General features: G+C 65.0%; 6 protein-coding genes. All 6 read right to left on the reverse strand.

Annotated elements, in window-relative coordinates:
* Positions 1 to 94: 94 nt before the first annotated feature.
* The 6 genes from XCC_RS12460 to XCC_RS12485 all read right to left on the reverse strand — a co-directional run bounded on the left by XCC_RS12460 (position 95) and on the right by XCC_RS12485 (position 16,838).
* Positions 95 to 2,971, reverse strand: a complete 2,877-nt coding sequence (locus tag XCC_RS12460; RefSeq protein WP_019237560.1) for a TonB-dependent receptor domain-containing protein — start codon at positions 2,969 to 2,971, stop codon at positions 95 to 97.
* A 445-nt stretch (positions 2,972 to 3,416) separates the two neighbouring features.
* Positions 3,417 to 5,183: a DUF6055 domain-containing protein gene (locus tag XCC_RS12465; protein ID WP_172642097.1), complete on the reverse strand. Its 1,767-nt coding sequence runs from the start codon at positions 5,181 to 5,183 to the stop codon at positions 3,417 to 3,419.
* 195 nt (positions 5,184 to 5,378) lie between these two features.
* Positions 5,379 to 7,646, reverse strand: coding sequence for a S9 family peptidase (locus XCC_RS12470; protein WP_372380383.1), 2,268 nt, complete (start codon positions 7,644 to 7,646; stop codon positions 5,379 to 5,381).
* Positions 7,647 to 7,795: 149 nt separating this feature from the next.
* Positions 7,796 to 9,379: a family 43 glycosylhydrolase gene (locus XCC_RS12475; protein WP_016944277.1), complete on the reverse strand. Its 1,584-nt coding sequence runs from the start codon at positions 9,377 to 9,379 to the stop codon at positions 7,796 to 7,798.
* Between the two features lie 11 nt (positions 9,380 to 9,390).
* Entirely contained in the window at positions 9,391 to 13,752 is a 4,362-nt protein-coding gene (locus tag XCC_RS12480) for an Ig-like domain-containing protein (RefSeq protein WP_012438056.1), read from the reverse strand.
* Between the two features lie 269 nt (positions 13,753 to 14,021).
* Positions 14,022 to 16,838 carry a TonB-dependent receptor domain-containing protein gene (locus XCC_RS12485; RefSeq protein WP_029628937.1) on the reverse strand — a complete coding sequence of 939 codons (2,817 nt, stop codon included), beginning with the start codon at positions 16,836 to 16,838 and terminating at the stop codon, positions 14,022 to 14,024.
* Between the last annotated feature and the right edge of the window lie 158 nt (positions 16,839 to 16,996).

Genomic DNA, 16,996 nt, shown 5'->3' on the forward strand with positions numbered 1-16,996 from the left:
GGTGGTCGGCCTTGCGCTCGGCGGTGTTGCGGCGTCGTTGCGACGATGGAACGCAAGCGCCGGCTGCACGCACACACGCCCACCACTGCGCCAGTCAGAACTTCACCGTGGCACGCGCCCAATAGAACCGGCCCAACAAATCGTAAGTAGCCACGTCAGTATTGGCGTTGCCAACATTGTTGGAGTAATACAGCGGCGGCTGCTTGTCGGCGATGTTGTCCACGCCCACTTCGAAACGCGTGTGCCACGGTTGCACCTCGTAGCCCAGCTGCAGATTGTTGTAGACATAGGCGCCGATCTTGCGCACCACGGTGGGCTGGCTGGAATCGGCCGACAGGCTCTGATCCGGATCGGAATTGCCGATGGCGGTATTGCCGACGTAACGGATGCGCCAGGTTGCGCTCCAGTCGCCCAACGCCCAGCTCACCGTGCCCAGGCCACGCCAGCGCGGGAAGTTGCCATAGGCCTGGGTGTAGCGGCCCACATTGTGGATGGTGACCGAGCTGGGGTCGGTGGTGTCGGGCAGCACGTCGTAGCGCGTGAGATAGGTACCATTGAGGCCTACATTGACGTTACCCCATGCGGTTTCCGGCAGACGATAGGTCAGGTTGAAGTCGATGCCCTTGGCCCACAGCTTGCCCAGATTTACGGTGGGCTCGGCGATGTAGTTGATGGTGCCATTGCCGTTGCGATGGATCAGCGGGCAGAACGCGCTGGCAGAATTTGCATAACACTGATTGAGCACGGTCTGCGCGGAGACGGTGGTGATGGTGTCTTCCAGATCGATGCGCCACCAGTCCGCGCTCAGCGAGAGGCCATCGATCCATTGCGGGTCGTACACCAGGCCCACATCATAGGACTTACCGGTTTCCGGCTTGAGCTGGTAACCAGCAACCGCTGCGCCGGAGACCTTGCCCGACACCTGGCCATCGGACTGCTGATAGCTGCCATCGGTGGGCACGTTGGCACATGCAACGCTGCTGCCGCCGGTGTAGCCATTGCATGGGTCATTGACGGTGGCCGCATCGCCGGCCACGCCGGCGTACAGCTCGTTGATATTGGGCGCGCGGAACACCTGCGAGACCGTGCCACGCAGCAGCAGGTTTTCGATCGGGCGGTACTCCAGCGACACCTTGCTATTGGTCTTGCTGCCCACCGAGCTGTAGTCGGAAAACCGCGTGCCCAGGGTGATGTTCAAGGCATTGATACCCGGCAGGTCCTTGAGCAGCGGGAACAGCGCTTCTGCATAGGCCTCCTTGACATCGAAGCTGCCGCTCAACGTGGAGGCGCAGTATTCGATCACGCCGCACAAGCCGTCCTCATCGCCCGTCCACAACGGGTCGGAGGTGGTGGTGGAGCGCTCCTTGCGATACGACAGACCGGCCGCCAGGCTGGCTGCGCCGGCCGGCATATCAAACAGCGTGCCGTTGGCATTGGCCTCGAACTGCTTGACGGTGTAGACGCTGGTGACAATCGGGTTGACCACCATGCCCTGCAGGGTGGCGAGGTTGGAGCTGTCGTTGAGGTTGAAGAAATTTAGCGGCGTGCAGCCGGCGATCGCCGCGCCCGCGCTGCCGCACTTGACCACGCCATCGCTGTCCAGGAACGACGGACCGATGGCCTGATTGAAGGTGGCGTAATCCAGGAAGCCGTTGTTGATCGACTTCTGCTTGACCTTGCCGTAGTTGAACGTGGCATCCCATTGCCAGGAGCTGTCACCGAAGCGCCCGCGCAGCCCGGGGCTGATCTGGAAGTTGTAGGTGTTGTACTGGTAGCTGCGATTGCCCAGCACGGTGGCGCGGGTATTGAAGTCGTTGTACGAGGTGCCGGAGCTGCGATCGGTGCCGAAATTCACCCCGAATGGGTTGTAGTAACTTTGCGACGACACCAGGATGTTGTCGCCGTTGGAAAAGATCGGGATCGGCGCAATGATCGAGGCGGATTCGGTTTTGCTGAACCACGTGTTGACGTAGCCCTCCACACTGTCGCTGAAGCGATACGTGCCCAGCACAAAGGCATTGGTGCGCTTTTGCGGTGTCTGCAGCAGGTTGAACGGCTGGTAGTTGTAGGAATCGGCAGCGGCGTCGTAACAATGGAAATCGCCGGGCCCGGCACGGCCGCTGACACCGCCATTGAGGGTGACACGCGTACAGCCATTCGCTTGTCGCAGCTGGCTTGACGCGTCGGAGCCATCGTTGAAATTGACGGTGCCGGTGGGCGTTGCGGAGGAGCCCTGCTTCACCGGCACGCCATCGGTGAGCGCCAGCGCATCCTTGGAATAGTCACGCGCGGCGGCAGAAACCGGGTCGATGTTGTGATACGACAGACCCGCAATCAGGCTGCCACGCTCGAAGGTCTTCCCGGCGGTGAGCGCGAAATTGCGGCGATTACCATCGCGCTCCTTGCTGGTGCCGAAGTCGCTACTGAATTGCACACCATCAAAGCGCGTACGCAGGATGAAGTTGACCACACCACCAATGGCATCGGACCCATACACCGCCGACGCACCATCGCTGAGTACCTCGATGCGTTCGATCATGCTGGCCGGAATGGCATTGACGTCGTTGTAGGCAAGCCGAATGCCGTTGACCAGGACCAGCGTGCGCTTGTCGCCCAGACCACGCAGCGATACGGCCGACGCACCGGTGCCGCCGCCATTGTTGGTGTACGGGTTGGTGGCATTGCCGGCAATGGACGGCAGCTCCTGCAACAGGTCGCCTACAGTGGCCTTGCCGGTGGCGGCAATCTGCTCCTGGCTGACGGTCACCACCGGGTTGGCGGTTTCGGTATCCACTCGGCGCAGGCGCGAGCCGGTGACCACCACGCTGTCGAGTGTCTGTGTTGCATCGCCGGCAGCTGGGGTCTGTTGCGCATGCAGATCCGCCCCCACTGTCAGGCCCAGGGCTGCGGCGACGGAAAGACTCAGGAACGAAGGACTGCGCACCGGACGTAACGGCAAAGAAAACGACATCGGAACTCCTCGGAAATCATTCATGAGAAGCAGTGCGGCCTAGCAGACTGAGCCGGCCGCATCACGCGTTGACGCAAAGAGGACTGCATTGCCTAAGACGCGACGCGTCTGAAGACATGTGCATCAGCAGGTAATGCGCGTACCAGCACGCGCTTTGTCATCGGTGCGTCACACTTTAGGCAGCACCGCCACCCGACGTCTTGTCGCATTTGCAACGCATTGGCGCGGAAACTTGCACGATCGATGGACGGTCGACGCCGACGTCGGCGCAGTGCACATGTATTGGCGGGGCAACTCCGCCGACTTTCAGCGGCTGACCGCGCGCATAGCAGACTGCAGCGCAGGTGCGGATCTGCGCGTGCGCGCCTCAGGAACGTGGGATCGGCAGCCGAACAGCCATCTGCGCTCCCAACCCCACGGCAATCAGTGCATGCGACCACTCACCTCATCGGCAGGGTTGTGGCTCGAACTGATGGCCGTTGGTATTCCAGTTCCGATCCAGGCCATCGTCGCCTTTATAGGCATAACAGGTCGCGGCCGGGCCCACTAGCGGAGTGGCGCCCTGAATACTAACCTCATAGGGAAACCGCGCAGCTGCCTGGCCCGCCAGCTGCTCTTCCCCGGTAGGCACCTCGGAGTAGCGATACGGCGTGGCGGTGACCACCAGGTAGTGCGTGATGCCTTTACCGCCTTGCAGCGGGAATGACGCAGTCGCCGACGCAGTGCCGTCCACCGCAACCAACGGCGCGTAGCGCGGATGCGCCTGGGCATCCAGTGAGACCACAGTGAATCGCCACGACGCCTGATCAGCGCGGGTCTTGCCGGTCAAGCTGACCTTGATCGAGGTCGCCGAGCTCAGCGGCGTCAACGGAATCACGTGCGTGCCGTAGATGTTCAACGGGCGCTCCGGCGACGATGCGTAGCGGCCGGGCGCCGCCAGGGGCTTGAGCGGCACATAGCGTTTGCCAGCGGCGTTGCCGTTGCCGATATCGAGCATCGCCTTTTGGCTGACGAAGTCGAACGCCGCTAAACGTGCGCCATAGCGGCCCACGGTGTCGGCGAACGAACGATACCCGTTTGGAAACTGCCCGCCCTGCTGACCCAGGCGCACCAGGGTCTCTACCGGCAGTTCCAGGGTGTCGCCATCGGCATTGCGCAGGTTCTTCAGCCACATGTCCCAGACCAGTGACCGGGTGGCATCGTTTTCGTCCAGATACATCAACCACGGATGCGCGCCGTAGCGGCTTTGCGGAAAGAACGGGCCGTTTTCCAGATTCGAGTAGTAGTACGCCAGCCATTGGTCGTCCATGCGCGTTGTCTGGTACGCGCTCCAGTTGGCGTTGGTTTCCCAGAACCACCCGGCCGCCTGCTTGTTGCGATAGCCGCCGCTGTAGAACTGGATGACATGGGTAAATTCGTGTGCAATCGAGAATGACCCATAGCCCAGCGCCCACGACGAGGCGCCGATGGCCTGACCACCGGAGGCGCCGCATTCGGTAAGGTCTCCGCCTTGCACATAAGGTAGGCCGGTTGCGCACATGTACACATTAATGCGCTTGGGTTTGGCTGCAGTTGCATACGGCATCGGTGCACCGAGCGCCTGTGCGTTCATGTCCCAAACCTGCTCCAGCCAACGCGCGCTTTGGGCGACAAAATCCTTCCACACCAGTCCCCGGCTGGCCACGTCGCGGTAACTCTCGCCATTGCGATCGATGCCGTACCACAACGCAAAGTGCTGCGTTTCGTACTTCTGCACAGAACCATTGGCCAGCATCGCGGCAGTGACCGTCTCGGGCTCGGCCTCGGTGACATAGCGGCGGGTGTCCTTGCGGATTGGATGTGCCTTGGCGACATTGGCAACATAGCGGCGGTCAGGCTCTCCAAACGAATTGAGTTGATAGCGCCGGCGGCAGCCATCGGCACTCTCCAGCACCACCGTGCGCCAGGATTGCGAAGACGCCTCCCCGACGGCAACGACCAACCTGGCATCGAAGGGCTGCCCCTGCGCAATGCCGGCGTTGTTCGGTTTTCCGGCGTCCGGTTGCCCATTGTTGGGCGTCCAGGTGCGTAGCGGCTGCGCCGCCCCCCAGGGATAGCGTTGCGAGAGGCTCTGGCAACCGACCGTTTCGTCCGCCATTGCCAGGCTGGGCAGCGACATCGAAAGGACGGCGCCAAGTATCCAGCGCGTGACGGGGATGAGATGTTGCGTCATTGTCGGGTCTCCAAAACGAAGTGCAGGGATGCATGTGAATCGGGTCGTGCAAGTGGGCAGTGGGATCGCCGGTCGGTCTTGCGATGCAGCCGCGATTACCGATGAGCTGCGGGAGACGCCGACTCACAAGCGCAGTTTTTCGGCGGCGTTCGGCTGGATCGCCACGTTGCGCAACGCCGGCCTGCCAATCCGTTGTCATGGCGCGGGCACTGCGGCAGAGACCTGATTCCACTCCGGCGTCGGAGTGCGGTGCAACCAGCGCTGGAAAAAATCCAACAGGCGGCGCTTGCCGTAGTCACCGCCTGCGCCGTGATCGCCGCCGGGCACCACCAGCAGGTCGAAATCCTTGCCCGCCTTGATCAGGCGATCGGCCACCTGGAAGGTGCTGGCAGGATCGACATTCTTGTCCATGTCGCCGGTGACCAGCAGCAAATGGCCCTGCAGGCGCGCGGCGTTTTCCACGTTCGAGGATTCGGCGTACCACGGCCCCACCGGCCAGCCCATCCATTGCTCGTTCCACCAGATCTTGTCCATGCGATTGTCGTGGCAGCCTGAGTTCGCCACGCCGGCCACGTAGAACTCGGGATGGAACAGCAACGCGCCCAGCGCGTTCTGCCCGCCGGCCGAGGTGCCGTACACGCCCACCCCGCCGCGAATGTCGTACCAGGGGTAACGTGCGGCGGCCGCCTTGTGCCAGGCGATGCGGTCCGGCAAGCCGGCGTCTTTAAGATTGCGCCAGGCCACGTCGTGAAAAGCGCGCGAGCGGTTGTTGGTGCCCATGCCGTCGATCTGCGCCACCGCAAAGCCGAGCCCCGTCAGCGGCGGCGTGCGCGTGGTGAAGCGCTTCGGCACGAACGAGCCCTGCGGCCCGGCGTAGATGTATTCGACGACGCGATACGGCTGCTGGGCATCGAGCTGCTGGGGGCGGAAAATGACGCCCCAGATCTCGGTCTTGCCATCGCGCCCGGGGGTATGGAACGGCAACGGCGGCTGCCAACCGGCCGCCAGCAGGTGGCTTAGATCTGTGCGCTCCACCGTGTGTACCAGGCTGCCATCCGCACTGCGCCGCAGCTCCAGTACCGGCCCCAGGTCCACGCGCGAAGACAGGTCCAGAAACCAGCGCCCGTCCGGCGAATAACGCACATCATGATCGGCGGCCAGCGGGGTCAGCGCGGTCAGGCCGGTGCCGTCCAGGCCGATGCGATAGGCATGGCGGTAGTACGGGTCTTCACCGGGTTGCATGCCGGAGGCGCTGAAGTACACCTGCCCGGCCGCCTCGTCGACATGATCGAGCCTGCGCACCACCCACTCGCCACGGGTGACCTGGCGCATCACGCGACCAGTGCGGCCATCGTAGAGATACAGGTGTTCCCAGCCATCGCGCTCGGAGGCCCACAGCAGTTGCGCGCCATCGGCAAGATCGTGGCGCGCGTACTTGCCGCCGTCTTCGTTGTCGCCACTGAGTGGCGAGTACTCGATAAAGGTGGGCGAGGTTTCCTCGATCACGGTGCGCGCAACGGCGGTGCCTGCATCCACTTCGATCACGCGGTACAGCTGATGCCCACGGGCGTTGTATTCGAAGGTCACGCCGCGGCTGTCCTTCCACCATTGCAGCTCGCTAAGGGTGAAGGCGTTGGGCAGCAGGGTCATGTCCACCGGGCGCGCGGTGCGCGTGGCCACGTCGAACAGCACTGGCTGCATCACCGGCAATGGGTCGCCGGGCTTGGGATAGACCTGCTGATGCAGCTTGGGTTGCACGCGATCGGCCGGCGCCGATTCGATGTAATACACGATGTGCGGCGGCGGCGCCTTGACCCGATAGGCGGCCACATGTTGCGAGTCGGGCGACCACACCACCGTGTCGATGGCGTAGAAGTCGCTCGCACTGCCATCGTCACTGATGGCCGTTGGCGTGCCGCCGCCCACCGGGGCGATCAGCAGATTGCCCTGCTCCACCCACACCCGCCAGCGCCCGTCCGGCGAGTGCTTGGCATAGCGCTCGCCCTGCTTGAGCGGGAAACTCATGTCCATCGACTCGGGCCGCACATCGCGCTCGGGCAGGTGCGTGCAGCGGTAACGTACCAACTCGCACTGCCAGCCAAGATCTGCCAGCTGAAAGCGCAGCGTCTGCTGTTCCAGCGCTGGATCCTGCAAATGCAACGCTGCCGCATCCACGTTGTGTGCGCCGGCCTGGGTCAGCGCGGCGGCAAGACGTGCGTGGTCGAAGGCCGGCGTGTTGCGCCCGCTGGCGGCGTCCACCAGCCGGTACGCGATCGCCGGCGCCTGGCCCTGGCGCATGCTCCCGCGCCGGTACAAAAAGCGCTGCGCATCCACCCATACCGGCGCGCTGGGCTGGCGGTCGACCAGGGCGTCGTAGCGGTCGGTCAACCCGATCGCCGCGGTGTACTGCGCCGGTGTGGGCTCGGCAGGCTGCGCCGCCGCGTGCGCCAGCGTTGGCAGCATGGCAATGCTTAGACAGCACGCGATAAGGAGACGAAATTGCGACAGGCGCGCGGGACGTTGCAACTGCAGGAGCATGGGTCGATCCAGGTGAGAAAGCCGGTGATGGGTGGAGAGAAATGTAGGCAGCGGTTGCGTTGTCGTCAGCGCAATCACGGCGCATCGCAGTGGCGGCTGTCGGCGTCCGTGGCGGCGGGCAGTTGCTGCGGCTGCGGTGCCAGTACTTCCCACTCCTGCACGGCGAAGGCGGCGTAGCTGGGGCCGGAACCGGACGCATCGAACACCGCACGCACGCAACGCGTGGTCACCGGTGAGAACGACACAGCCTCATAGCGCCCGGTCCGTGTGCCATAGCGGTCACTGGCCTGCACAGGCACCCAGTGCCCACCCTGGCGATATTCCAGATGCCAGCGCGCCGGTGGCGCCACGCCGATCTGCGCGCCCGTCGGTTGGTCGGCCCAGAACACGATGCGGGTGCGGTCCAGCGTCACCAGCTGTGCCCAGCTGTACTGAATCCATTGCTGCGGCGGGTTGTCTGGCATCCAGCTGCCCCACAGCTGTGGCGGCAGCGGATTCGCTTTGACGATGCCGTCGTTGAGCGCTGCCATCCAGTACTGCACGGGAATATCCGGGCCGTTGGAGGCGCTGGCGTAGGCGGCTGGCGCTTGGTTGCGCTGCGGCTGCATCGGCGGTTGCGGGCGCCGCGTCGGCGTGATGGTGCGGATGCTGGCCGGCTGCGTGCCGTCGTCCCATTGCAGGCGATCGATCGCCACGCTGCGACGGAAATGCCCACCGCCGGCGGCATCGGCGGTGTGGTAGACCAGATACCACTGGCCGGCAAAGGCGACGATGCCCGGATGGGAGGTGGTCGAACTCACCGGTGGCAGCACGATGCCGCGATACGTCCACGGCCCCAGTGGCGTGGGCGCGCTCGCATACGCGATGCACGCGTGATACTGCGTTGGCGTGCATGCCGAGCCGCGCCCGGCATTGTTGGCGGCATATGCCAGGTAGTAGGTGCCCTTGCGCTTGAACAACCAGGGCGCCTCGAAATAGCCGCCCAGCGTGTCCACCGCCACCGGCGTGCCCTTGAAGCTGACCATGTCGCGCTGCAGCTCCACGCCGTACAGCGCGCCGAAGGTGCCCCAGTACAGATACACGCGGCCGTCGTCATCCACCAGCACGGTGGGATCGATGTTCTGGATGGTGTTGGGCGTGGGCACCGACTGCGACACGATCGGCCCCTGTGGATGTGCATCGGTCCACGGACCGAGTGGGCTGTCGGCCACCGCCACGCCGATGCCGAATGGATCGGCACTGGACGCGTTGCGCTGCTGCACTGGCGCATACAGGTAGTAGCGGCGATCGGGCCCTTGCACGATCTGCGCTGCATAGGCGTGGCGTTTGCCGGCCCAGGCGAACACGGCGTGCGGGCGCAAAAAGTCGCGGTAGTGGCTCCAGTTGCCGCGTTCGGGGTCGCCGGTCACAAACAATTGCCAGCCCGGCATGACGAAGTCGTTGCGCTCCGGGGGCGCGGTGTCGCGCCCGGCCAGGATGTAGAGCTTGCCATCGGCCACCAGCGGCGCCGGGTCGGCCGAATACGTGCTGCCGTCGGCCAGGATCGGGTTGCCCGGCGCGTGCAACTGCACGGGCTGCGCTGGCACTGCCGCGCATGCCGGAACACTGACCAACCACAAGGTCGTCGCGAAGATGCGTGCGCACGCACGCGCGCACATAACGCTCCACTTCATGGCGTGGCCGCCTTGATCTGCAGCATGAGTGGCACCGCCACCTGCCCGGTCGGCACGCGCCCTTGCGCAGTGCCGGTCAGAGGGATCTCGCCCGGTTGCGCGTAGCGCGCTGGCGCCAGCGCCGGCCAGTGCACTGGCACGCGTTCGCGCGAGCCGTCGTTGTATTGCAGGCTGACGAACCCCGGCAGCGTGGGTGCCTGCCCCACCACCGCCATGACCACCGGCAACGGCTGCACGGCCGTGATCTGGCCCGGCGGCGTGGCGCGCACCCAGAGCGTGGCCTTGATCGGCACCACGCCTTCCACCAGGCCCTGCACCTCGACCTTGCCCTCGCTGGCCAGTCTTTCGGATGCAACATCCGGCCACTGCACCGCCACCGGCAACACGCTGCCATCGGCATAAAACGCGGTGACCTCCTGCGGCAGCGTGGGCAGCTCACCCGGCGCGGTGCGCAGATCGATCGGCTCCAGCTGCCTGGGCACGTCCGACCACGCCTGCCATTCGTCCACGCCGATCGCTGCGCGCCCGGTGCCCAAGGTTTGCGTGGTCAGCACCGCACGCAGGCCGGTGGTGACGATGGGCGCAAAGCTCACCGTGCTGACCGCGCCATTGGCGGCCACCGGATACCCGCTGCGGGCCGACACGTCCTGCCAGCGCCCGTCCTGCAACGTCTGCAGTGTCCAGCTGGCGGGTGGCGCCACGGCGCCGTCGGGTTGATCGCTCCAGAAATACAGCGTGCTGGACGACAGCCGCACCGGTCGCGGCCATTGGTAGTGCAGCCACACCGTCTGCGGCTGCGCGCGGCCGTAACTGCCCCAGCGCCGGCTGCCGTTGGGCGTGCTGTCCGCCGCAGGGAGGACGCCGTCGTTGAGCGCCTGCACGCGGTACTGCGTGCCGGTGAGCTGAGCGCTGACCGTGGCTAGGCTCTGCAGCGCAATGCGCTCAACAGGCGGCGATGCAGGCGCGTTCACCTGCACATCGGCGTGGCCGGCCAACGCGCCGTCGTTGGCAGCCAGCCGCAAGGTGTAATGCCCTGCCTGCGTGAAACGCACTGTGGTCTGCACTGCCGCAGGATCGGCGAATACCACCTCGCCGCCAGACGGGCCTTGCAGCAGCGACCAGCGCACCTGCAGCGCGCCGCTGGGCAGGCCATCGTCACCCACACGCCCGTTCACCCGCACCGTGCCGTCGGCACCGGGCGTGTCCAGCTGCCAGGCCTGCACCTGGGGCGCCACATTGCCCACGAACGCGGGCGGCGCCTGGCTGCTGTTGAAGACCTGCAGTTCCTTGATACCGGTGCGTGCACTGCCGGCATGCGTCACTACCACCCGCAGCGCCTGCGCACGCAGTGGCGGGAAACGCACCCGATTGCGGTTGCCCTCGGCAATCAGCGCATCACGCACCTGCCCCGGTACGTCCTTCCAGCTGCCGCCATCCTGGTACTGCACCACGTACATCCATGGTGCGGCGTAGCCAGGCCGGGTTCCCGAGGGGAAGCCGTGCTGCTCGCCGCCGGGCGACGAGCTGCGATAGAAGTACAGCACCACCTGATCCACCTGCCGGCTGCCAGCGAACCGCAGCGCGAGCCAGTCGCTGGCCGCCGGCGAGCCTGCGGTGCCCCAGAACGGCGTATTGGCGGTGCTTCCGTCCACCGCCGCCGCAGCCGCGAACCCGGGCGTGGCGAAGCTGGCGGTGGCCTGCGCGCCGTGTGCAAGATCCAGCCGCGCCGCCGCGGGTAATGTCACATCCAGCCCGGCCTTGGCCAGCACCTGCGCCGCGCGTGAGGCGGGAGCGAACGCCACCTGCGTCATCGTTGCCAGGTGCGCCGGGTGCGTTTCCAGCACCTGTACCGCACCGGCAGGGTTGACCGCGTCGGGCAGCGCCGTCACTTGCCCGCTCGCCGGGTCGTAGAGCACATGCGCCAGCCGGTCGATACGGAACGCCAGCCGGCCATCCAGATACACGCTATAGCCCTTGGGCACCTGGCCGGCGTAGTGGGTGCCATCACGGTCCCAGACGATGCTCAGGTTGCGATCGCGGTAGCGCAGGTTATCGGCAGCGAAATGTTCCCAGCCGATGTCGATCGGATACAACTCGATCTGGTTGTCGCTGCGCGGGCGCAAGCCCATCGCATCTTCGATCATGCTGAAGTTGGTTGCGCCCAGCTGGGTGTGGTGGATCCACGAGCGGTAGCCGATCGTGCCGCCGTTTGCGGCGCTGCCCTTGGACCAGAATTCGTTCTGATCCGGGTAACGGTTGTCGCCATTGATATACGTCGCCCACGCATTCCAGTACAGCAACGTGCGGTAACTGTGCGCACTCAGATACGGGCTGGGGTAATCGCGTAAGGCTGCGCCCAGCAAGCGGAACGCAACCGTTGCATTGATGGTTGAAAAGTTATTGCTGCCCGCCTCTGCGCCGCTACCGCGCGCATGCAGATCGACCTGATTTGCCGTGTAGAACGGAAACAGCGGGTACTGCGCGGCATCGGCAAACAGGCGCAAGGCGCGGATGTACTTGGGGTCGTCGTCGGCATCGCCGTGCTTAGGCATCAGGCCCACGCTGAAGGGGTAATAGTTATTGGTTTCCTTCCAGTCCACCGGCAGGCGCGGGCCCTTGGCCTGGCGGTGCTTGAGCAGATCGCCGGATAATCCCACCGAATCGGCCGTGCTGCTGCGGTCCTGCCACAATACCTCCAGCACCGCCTTGCGGATGCGCGCCGCAGTGGTCTGCATGCGTTGCGCGGTCCCGCTGTCACCGGCCAGCTGCGCGGCCTGCGCGGCCGCGTGCGCATTGGCGTACACGTAGGCGCTTTCGGTGCGGTCCATGCGGATCTCGCCGTGTTGCTTTGCCCAGTCGAAGGACACCGCATCGGCGTCGTTGCCGGTCATCGCGGCCCAGTCGTACTCGATCAAGCCATTGTGGTTGAGATCGTAGGCAGCCAGTACGCCATCCACGTCGCCACTGCCATAGCGCGCCAACTTGCTGGCCAGCGCCGGTGGGCCACCATGCACCTGCAGCGAGCGCCAGGCCGCGGCGGTGATGGACTGTGCGTAGGAGTTGGACCAGTTTTCCGGCGATCCGGGGTTGTCCACATACTTGCCACCGCCTGCGGTTTCGCCGGCGCTGAGCCAGCTGCCGTAGGCGTAGATCGGGTCGCGCAGATACTTCAAATCGTCCAGAAACATGCCGGTGGTCAGCACGATGGCATTGTTGTAGCCCAGCACGCCTTCGATCGCGACCGGGAACTGGTAATCGTTGCCTGGCACATTGGCATCGAGAAAGTTGAAACGCAGCACCCACCAGCGGTAGAACAGGCTCTTGGTGATGTTCGCGTTGGGCGTGTCCAGATACGGCACGTTGTCCACCCACCAGCGGTTGTAGCGGGCCACATGCTGCTGATACGCCTGCTGCGGCGATTGCCCGGCAATGCGGTCGTACTCGGCCTGGGCCTCCGGTAGCTCGTGCGTGAGCAGGCCCAGCTGCACCTTGATGGGCGCCGCCTCGCCGGTGGCGGGTACGGCCACCTCACGCACCAAGCGGGCACCGTCCACACGAAAGCCATCGCCTGACAGCCGCGGAAACACCGTGGTGATCGCGTTGTAGGCATCGAATGCGCCCGTCAGCGCAGCGCCATCGGCATGCGTTGCCATCGGTGAGCGCGCCTGCACTGACAGCGTATGCGGCGCACCATCCAGGCTGGACAGCACAAACGTGGCGACCGCCACGTTCTGCTCGGTGATGTATTTGACCAAACGCATCCGCACCCCGGCGCCCGCATCTTCGAACACGGTGCTGAAGTAGCTGGTCGTCTGCCGCCGCTGCTGCGGCTGCTCGTTCCACTGCACCTCGCGCGTGCCTTGCGTGGACTGCAAGTGGAACAACGCGTCGTAGTCGGTGGCATGCCAGTACGCTACCTGGCCAACGAACCCCGGCTGCTCGGGAACGTGCGAAGACAGATACGCGGCGCGGCCGCGCGTGAACAGCCAGTTGTTCTCATCGTCGAATCCGCCGCCGGTGCCCTCGCGCACCAGCATGCGGTCCACCCAGAAGTCGTTGCCCGGCACCTGCCCTGCACCGCGTGCGACATCGGCCGCGAAGATCCTGGCCAGCTGGCCATCCGGCGCGAAGGCCACGCCGCTTTCGGGCACCGGATGCGCCAGCCCGCGAAAGCGTGGTTCGCCAATGGCAGCATTGGCCTTGACCACCGGCGCTTCCTGCGCCTGCTTGGTACCAGCCGAAGCCGTGCTGGTGACGAAGAGCACCAGAAGACACAGCGCTGCCAAGCCTACGCGCTGCGCCCGCAAGCTCAGGCAGCTATGCATGCGCTGCACCACGATCAACCCCAAACGCTGCATGCGCGCACTCCGTGCAGGTGAAAAGGCACGACGCACGGCAGCGCACTCGGCGTGACTGGACCGATGGCTTTGCGCCGTGCTGCCCGCCCGCCGGCTCTCCGCTCGGTTGTGCGGCGGTCATCCACCATACGCGGCCAGGACGTGGGGCATTGCGCGAACGCGAAGCACCCCGCAGCGAAACGAAGGCGGCGCGGTCGTTCTGTACATGCGCCGCTGCCCGGCTGCGACGACTCGGTTCGCGCGCAAGGTCGCCACGCACCCGGCCGCGCTCAAAACTCTACCCGCAGCCGGCTCCAGAAATAACGCCCCAAGGTGTCGTAGGTGCTTGCTTCGGTGTTGGCGGCGTTGGAGTAGCTGTAGAAGCGCGGTGGTTTGCGATTGCCCAGGTTGTCCACGCCCAGCGCCAGCGTGCCGTGCAGGGCGGCGATCTTCCGGCTCAGCGATGCATCGTGATAGACCACCGAGCCGATGCGGAAATAACGGCAACTGCCATCGGCATTGGTGTCGGCGCAGAAGTCCTCGTACTGGCTGCCATTGACGGTGGGGCCCAGGTAACGCGTGTTCCAGCTCGCATGCCACGGCCCCTTGTCCCAGGCAAGGTTGGCCACGGCACGCCAGCGCGGCATGTTGCCCCAGCTGGAATTCTCGCCCACATAGTTATGGGTCTCTCCCGCAAAGCGAAAACTCGAAAAGTAGGTTGCATCCAGCCCGGTGCTGAAATCGCCCCATGCGGTGTCTGCCAGGCGGTAGTGAATGCCGGCGTCGTAACCACGGATATCCACCTTGCCGCTGTTATAGGCGAATGGCACCGCCACCCGCGTCAGCTGGCCATTGGCATCGCGCTGGATCAGCCCGCAGAACGCCGCCTCGCGGCCTTCGAAACAGTCGCTGACCACCTGCTGATCGCCAACACCGGACAGCATGTCATCCAGTACCACCCGCCAGCTGTCCACATTCACCGACAGGTTCTGCAGCGGGTCGTACACCACCCCCAGGTTGTAGGAGCGGCCGCGCTCGGGCTTGAGCTGGAAGCCGATATTGTTGGCGCCGGAGGTCACCACATTGAAGCGCGCCGTATTGGTGAAGCTGCCATCGTTGGGCACGTTGGTGCAGGCCGGATTGGGTGCGCCGGTGTAGCCTTCGCATGGGTCCTGGAAATCACCGGTGTTGTCGATCACCGCGGTGAAGGGCGAGCCGTACAGGTCGCCCAAGGCCGGCGCACGGAACACCTGCGAGCCGGTGGCGCGCACCAGCAGGTTCGCCACCGGCCGCCACTCGATCGCGACCTTGCTGTTGGTGGTCGCGCCCCAGGCGTCGTACTTCGAATAGCGCGAGCCCAGGTTGAGGTTGAGCGTGTCCGCAAACGGGGCGCCCTTCAGCAACGGCACCAGCAGTTCTGCATAGGCCTCGCGCACGGATTCATCGCGCCCCTGCTGCAGGATGCAGCCATCGTTGTAATCGCAATTGCCATCGGCATCGGCGGCGGCCACATCGCTGGTGGTGCCCTGCGCAAACTTGTTGGTGCGGTACACCAGCCCCACCGCCGCCTGCACCGCGCCGGCCGGCATGGCGAACAGATCGCCATTGGCGCTGATGTCGACAAACCGCATCTCGCTTTCGTCGATCAGGTCCACCGGGCGCTGCGTGCCGCGCAATGCGGCGATGGTAGCCGGGTCATTTGGGTTGAAGATGTTGATGGGCGTGCACCCTGCAATGACCGCACCGGGCGCTCCGCACTTGACCACGCCATCGCTGTCCAGGAACGAGGCGCCCACCGCATTGTTCAATGCAGAGGTGATCGAAAAACCGGTGCGCACCAGCGTGTCCTTGTAGCGCGCATAGCCGGCTGCCGCGTCCCACTGCCAGCTGGTGCCCTGCACGCGCCCACGCAGGCCGGCCACGATGTTGGTCTGGAACATCGTGGCGGTATACACGCGTGTATTGGCCTGGGTGGAGCGCAGGTCGTAGCGCTCCAGCAGATCGCCGAACGGGTTGTAGTAGTTGTCGGACGCACCGAGCATTTCCAGGCCGAACGCATCCAGCCGCGACGTGGTCTTGCTGCGGGTCCAGAACACATCCATATAGCCCTGGATGCTGGGGGTGAAGTCGAAGCTGCCGTGCAGCGAGGCGTTGGTGCGCTCGATCGGCGTGATCAGGTATTGCGCGTCGTAAACGTTGTAGCTGTCGGTAGCGCGTTGATACGGGCGAAACGCATCTTGGCCCACCGGGCCGGGCGCAACGCCCTCGGCCGGCGTCAACCGGCGCCCGTCGGTCAGGAAGGCGCGGGTGTTGGCGCCGCGGACCTCGCTGACCTGCCCTTCGAAATATTCCACGGCCTTGGCCGCATAGCTGCGGTCGCGGTTGAAGACCGGATTCATCGAATTGCGGCTCAGCCCGACGATCACCCCGCCGCGGTCCCAGCTCTTGCCCCACTCCACACCGAGCGTGCGGCTGTTGGCATCGCCGTGCGTGCTTTGGGCATAGTCGACGGTGGCGGCAAAGCCGTCGTACTTGTCCTTGAGGATGATATTGACCACCCCGCCAATCGCATCGGAGCCATACACCGAAGAGGCGCCATCGGTGAGCACTTCCACACGCTCGACCATTGCCGCCGGAATCGCATTGACGTCCACGCCGGGCGCAGAGGCCACGCTGCTTGCCGGCCCCGCCATGCGATGGCCGTTGACCAAGACCAGCGTGCGTTCGGGGCCGAGATTGCGCAGCGACACCAGTGCGCGTCCGTGGCTGAAGCCGGAATTGAGCGCCGGCCCTGCCATGAAGCCGGCCATCACCGGCAGCTGCTGCAGCAGCTGTCCCAACGTGCTCTTGCCACTGTCCTCGATGCGCTGACGATCGATCACCACCACCGGGCTGGCGGTTTCTGCATCCACGCGGCGCAAATGTGTGCCGGTGACGTTGACCTGCTCCAGCGTCTGCGCGGTCTCCGGCGACGCGCTCGCATCACTGCCTTGCTGTTGCGCGGCTGCGGGCAGCGCCGCCGCGGCCAGCACAAGCAGGATCGCGCGACGCAACGGTGTCTTGCACGAGAACGGGGGCAGCAACCCAGCGGAACGGCTGTGCGACATCGGAGTTCCTTGTGATTTCATGGGGACAACGGCCCACGCACGCGCACGGCGTTGCCGCACTGCGACAGCGCGAGGTGAGTTGGGACATGACAGATGCGACACCTACGACCGCCATCAAACACGGCAGGTCTCCAGCACCAACGATGACGTGGCTCCCC

This window comes from Xanthomonas campestris pv. campestris str. ATCC 33913 (genome assembly GCF_000007145.1).
Taxonomy (GTDB): Bacteria; Pseudomonadota; Gammaproteobacteria; order Xanthomonadales; family Xanthomonadaceae; genus Xanthomonas; species Xanthomonas campestris.

What these genes read in the sequence shown, in the direction of transcription:
- XCC_RS12460 (WP_019237560.1), bottom strand. Translation starts at nt 2,971, where the DNA reads ATGTCGTTTTCTTTGCCGTTACGTCCGGTGCGCAGTCCTTCGTTCCTG.
- XCC_RS12465 (WP_172642097.1), bottom strand. Translation starts at nt 5,183, where the DNA reads ATGACGCAACATCTCATCCCCGTCACGCGCTGGATACTTGGCGCCGTC.
- XCC_RS12470 (WP_372380383.1), bottom strand. Translation starts at nt 7,646, where the DNA reads ATGCTGCCAACGCTGGCGCACGCGGCGGCGCAGCCTGCCGAGCCCACA.
- XCC_RS12475 (WP_016944277.1), bottom strand. Translation starts at nt 9,379, where the DNA reads ATGTGCGCGCGTGCGTGCGCACGCATCTTCGCGACGACCTTGTGGTTG.
- XCC_RS12480 (WP_012438056.1), bottom strand. Translation starts at nt 13,752, where the DNA reads ATGCAGCGTTTGGGGTTGATCGTGGTGCAGCGCATGCATAGCTGCCTG.
- XCC_RS12485 (WP_029628937.1), bottom strand. Translation starts at nt 16,838, where the DNA reads ATGTCGCACAGCCGTTCCGCTGGGTTGCTGCCCCCGTTCTCGTGCAAG.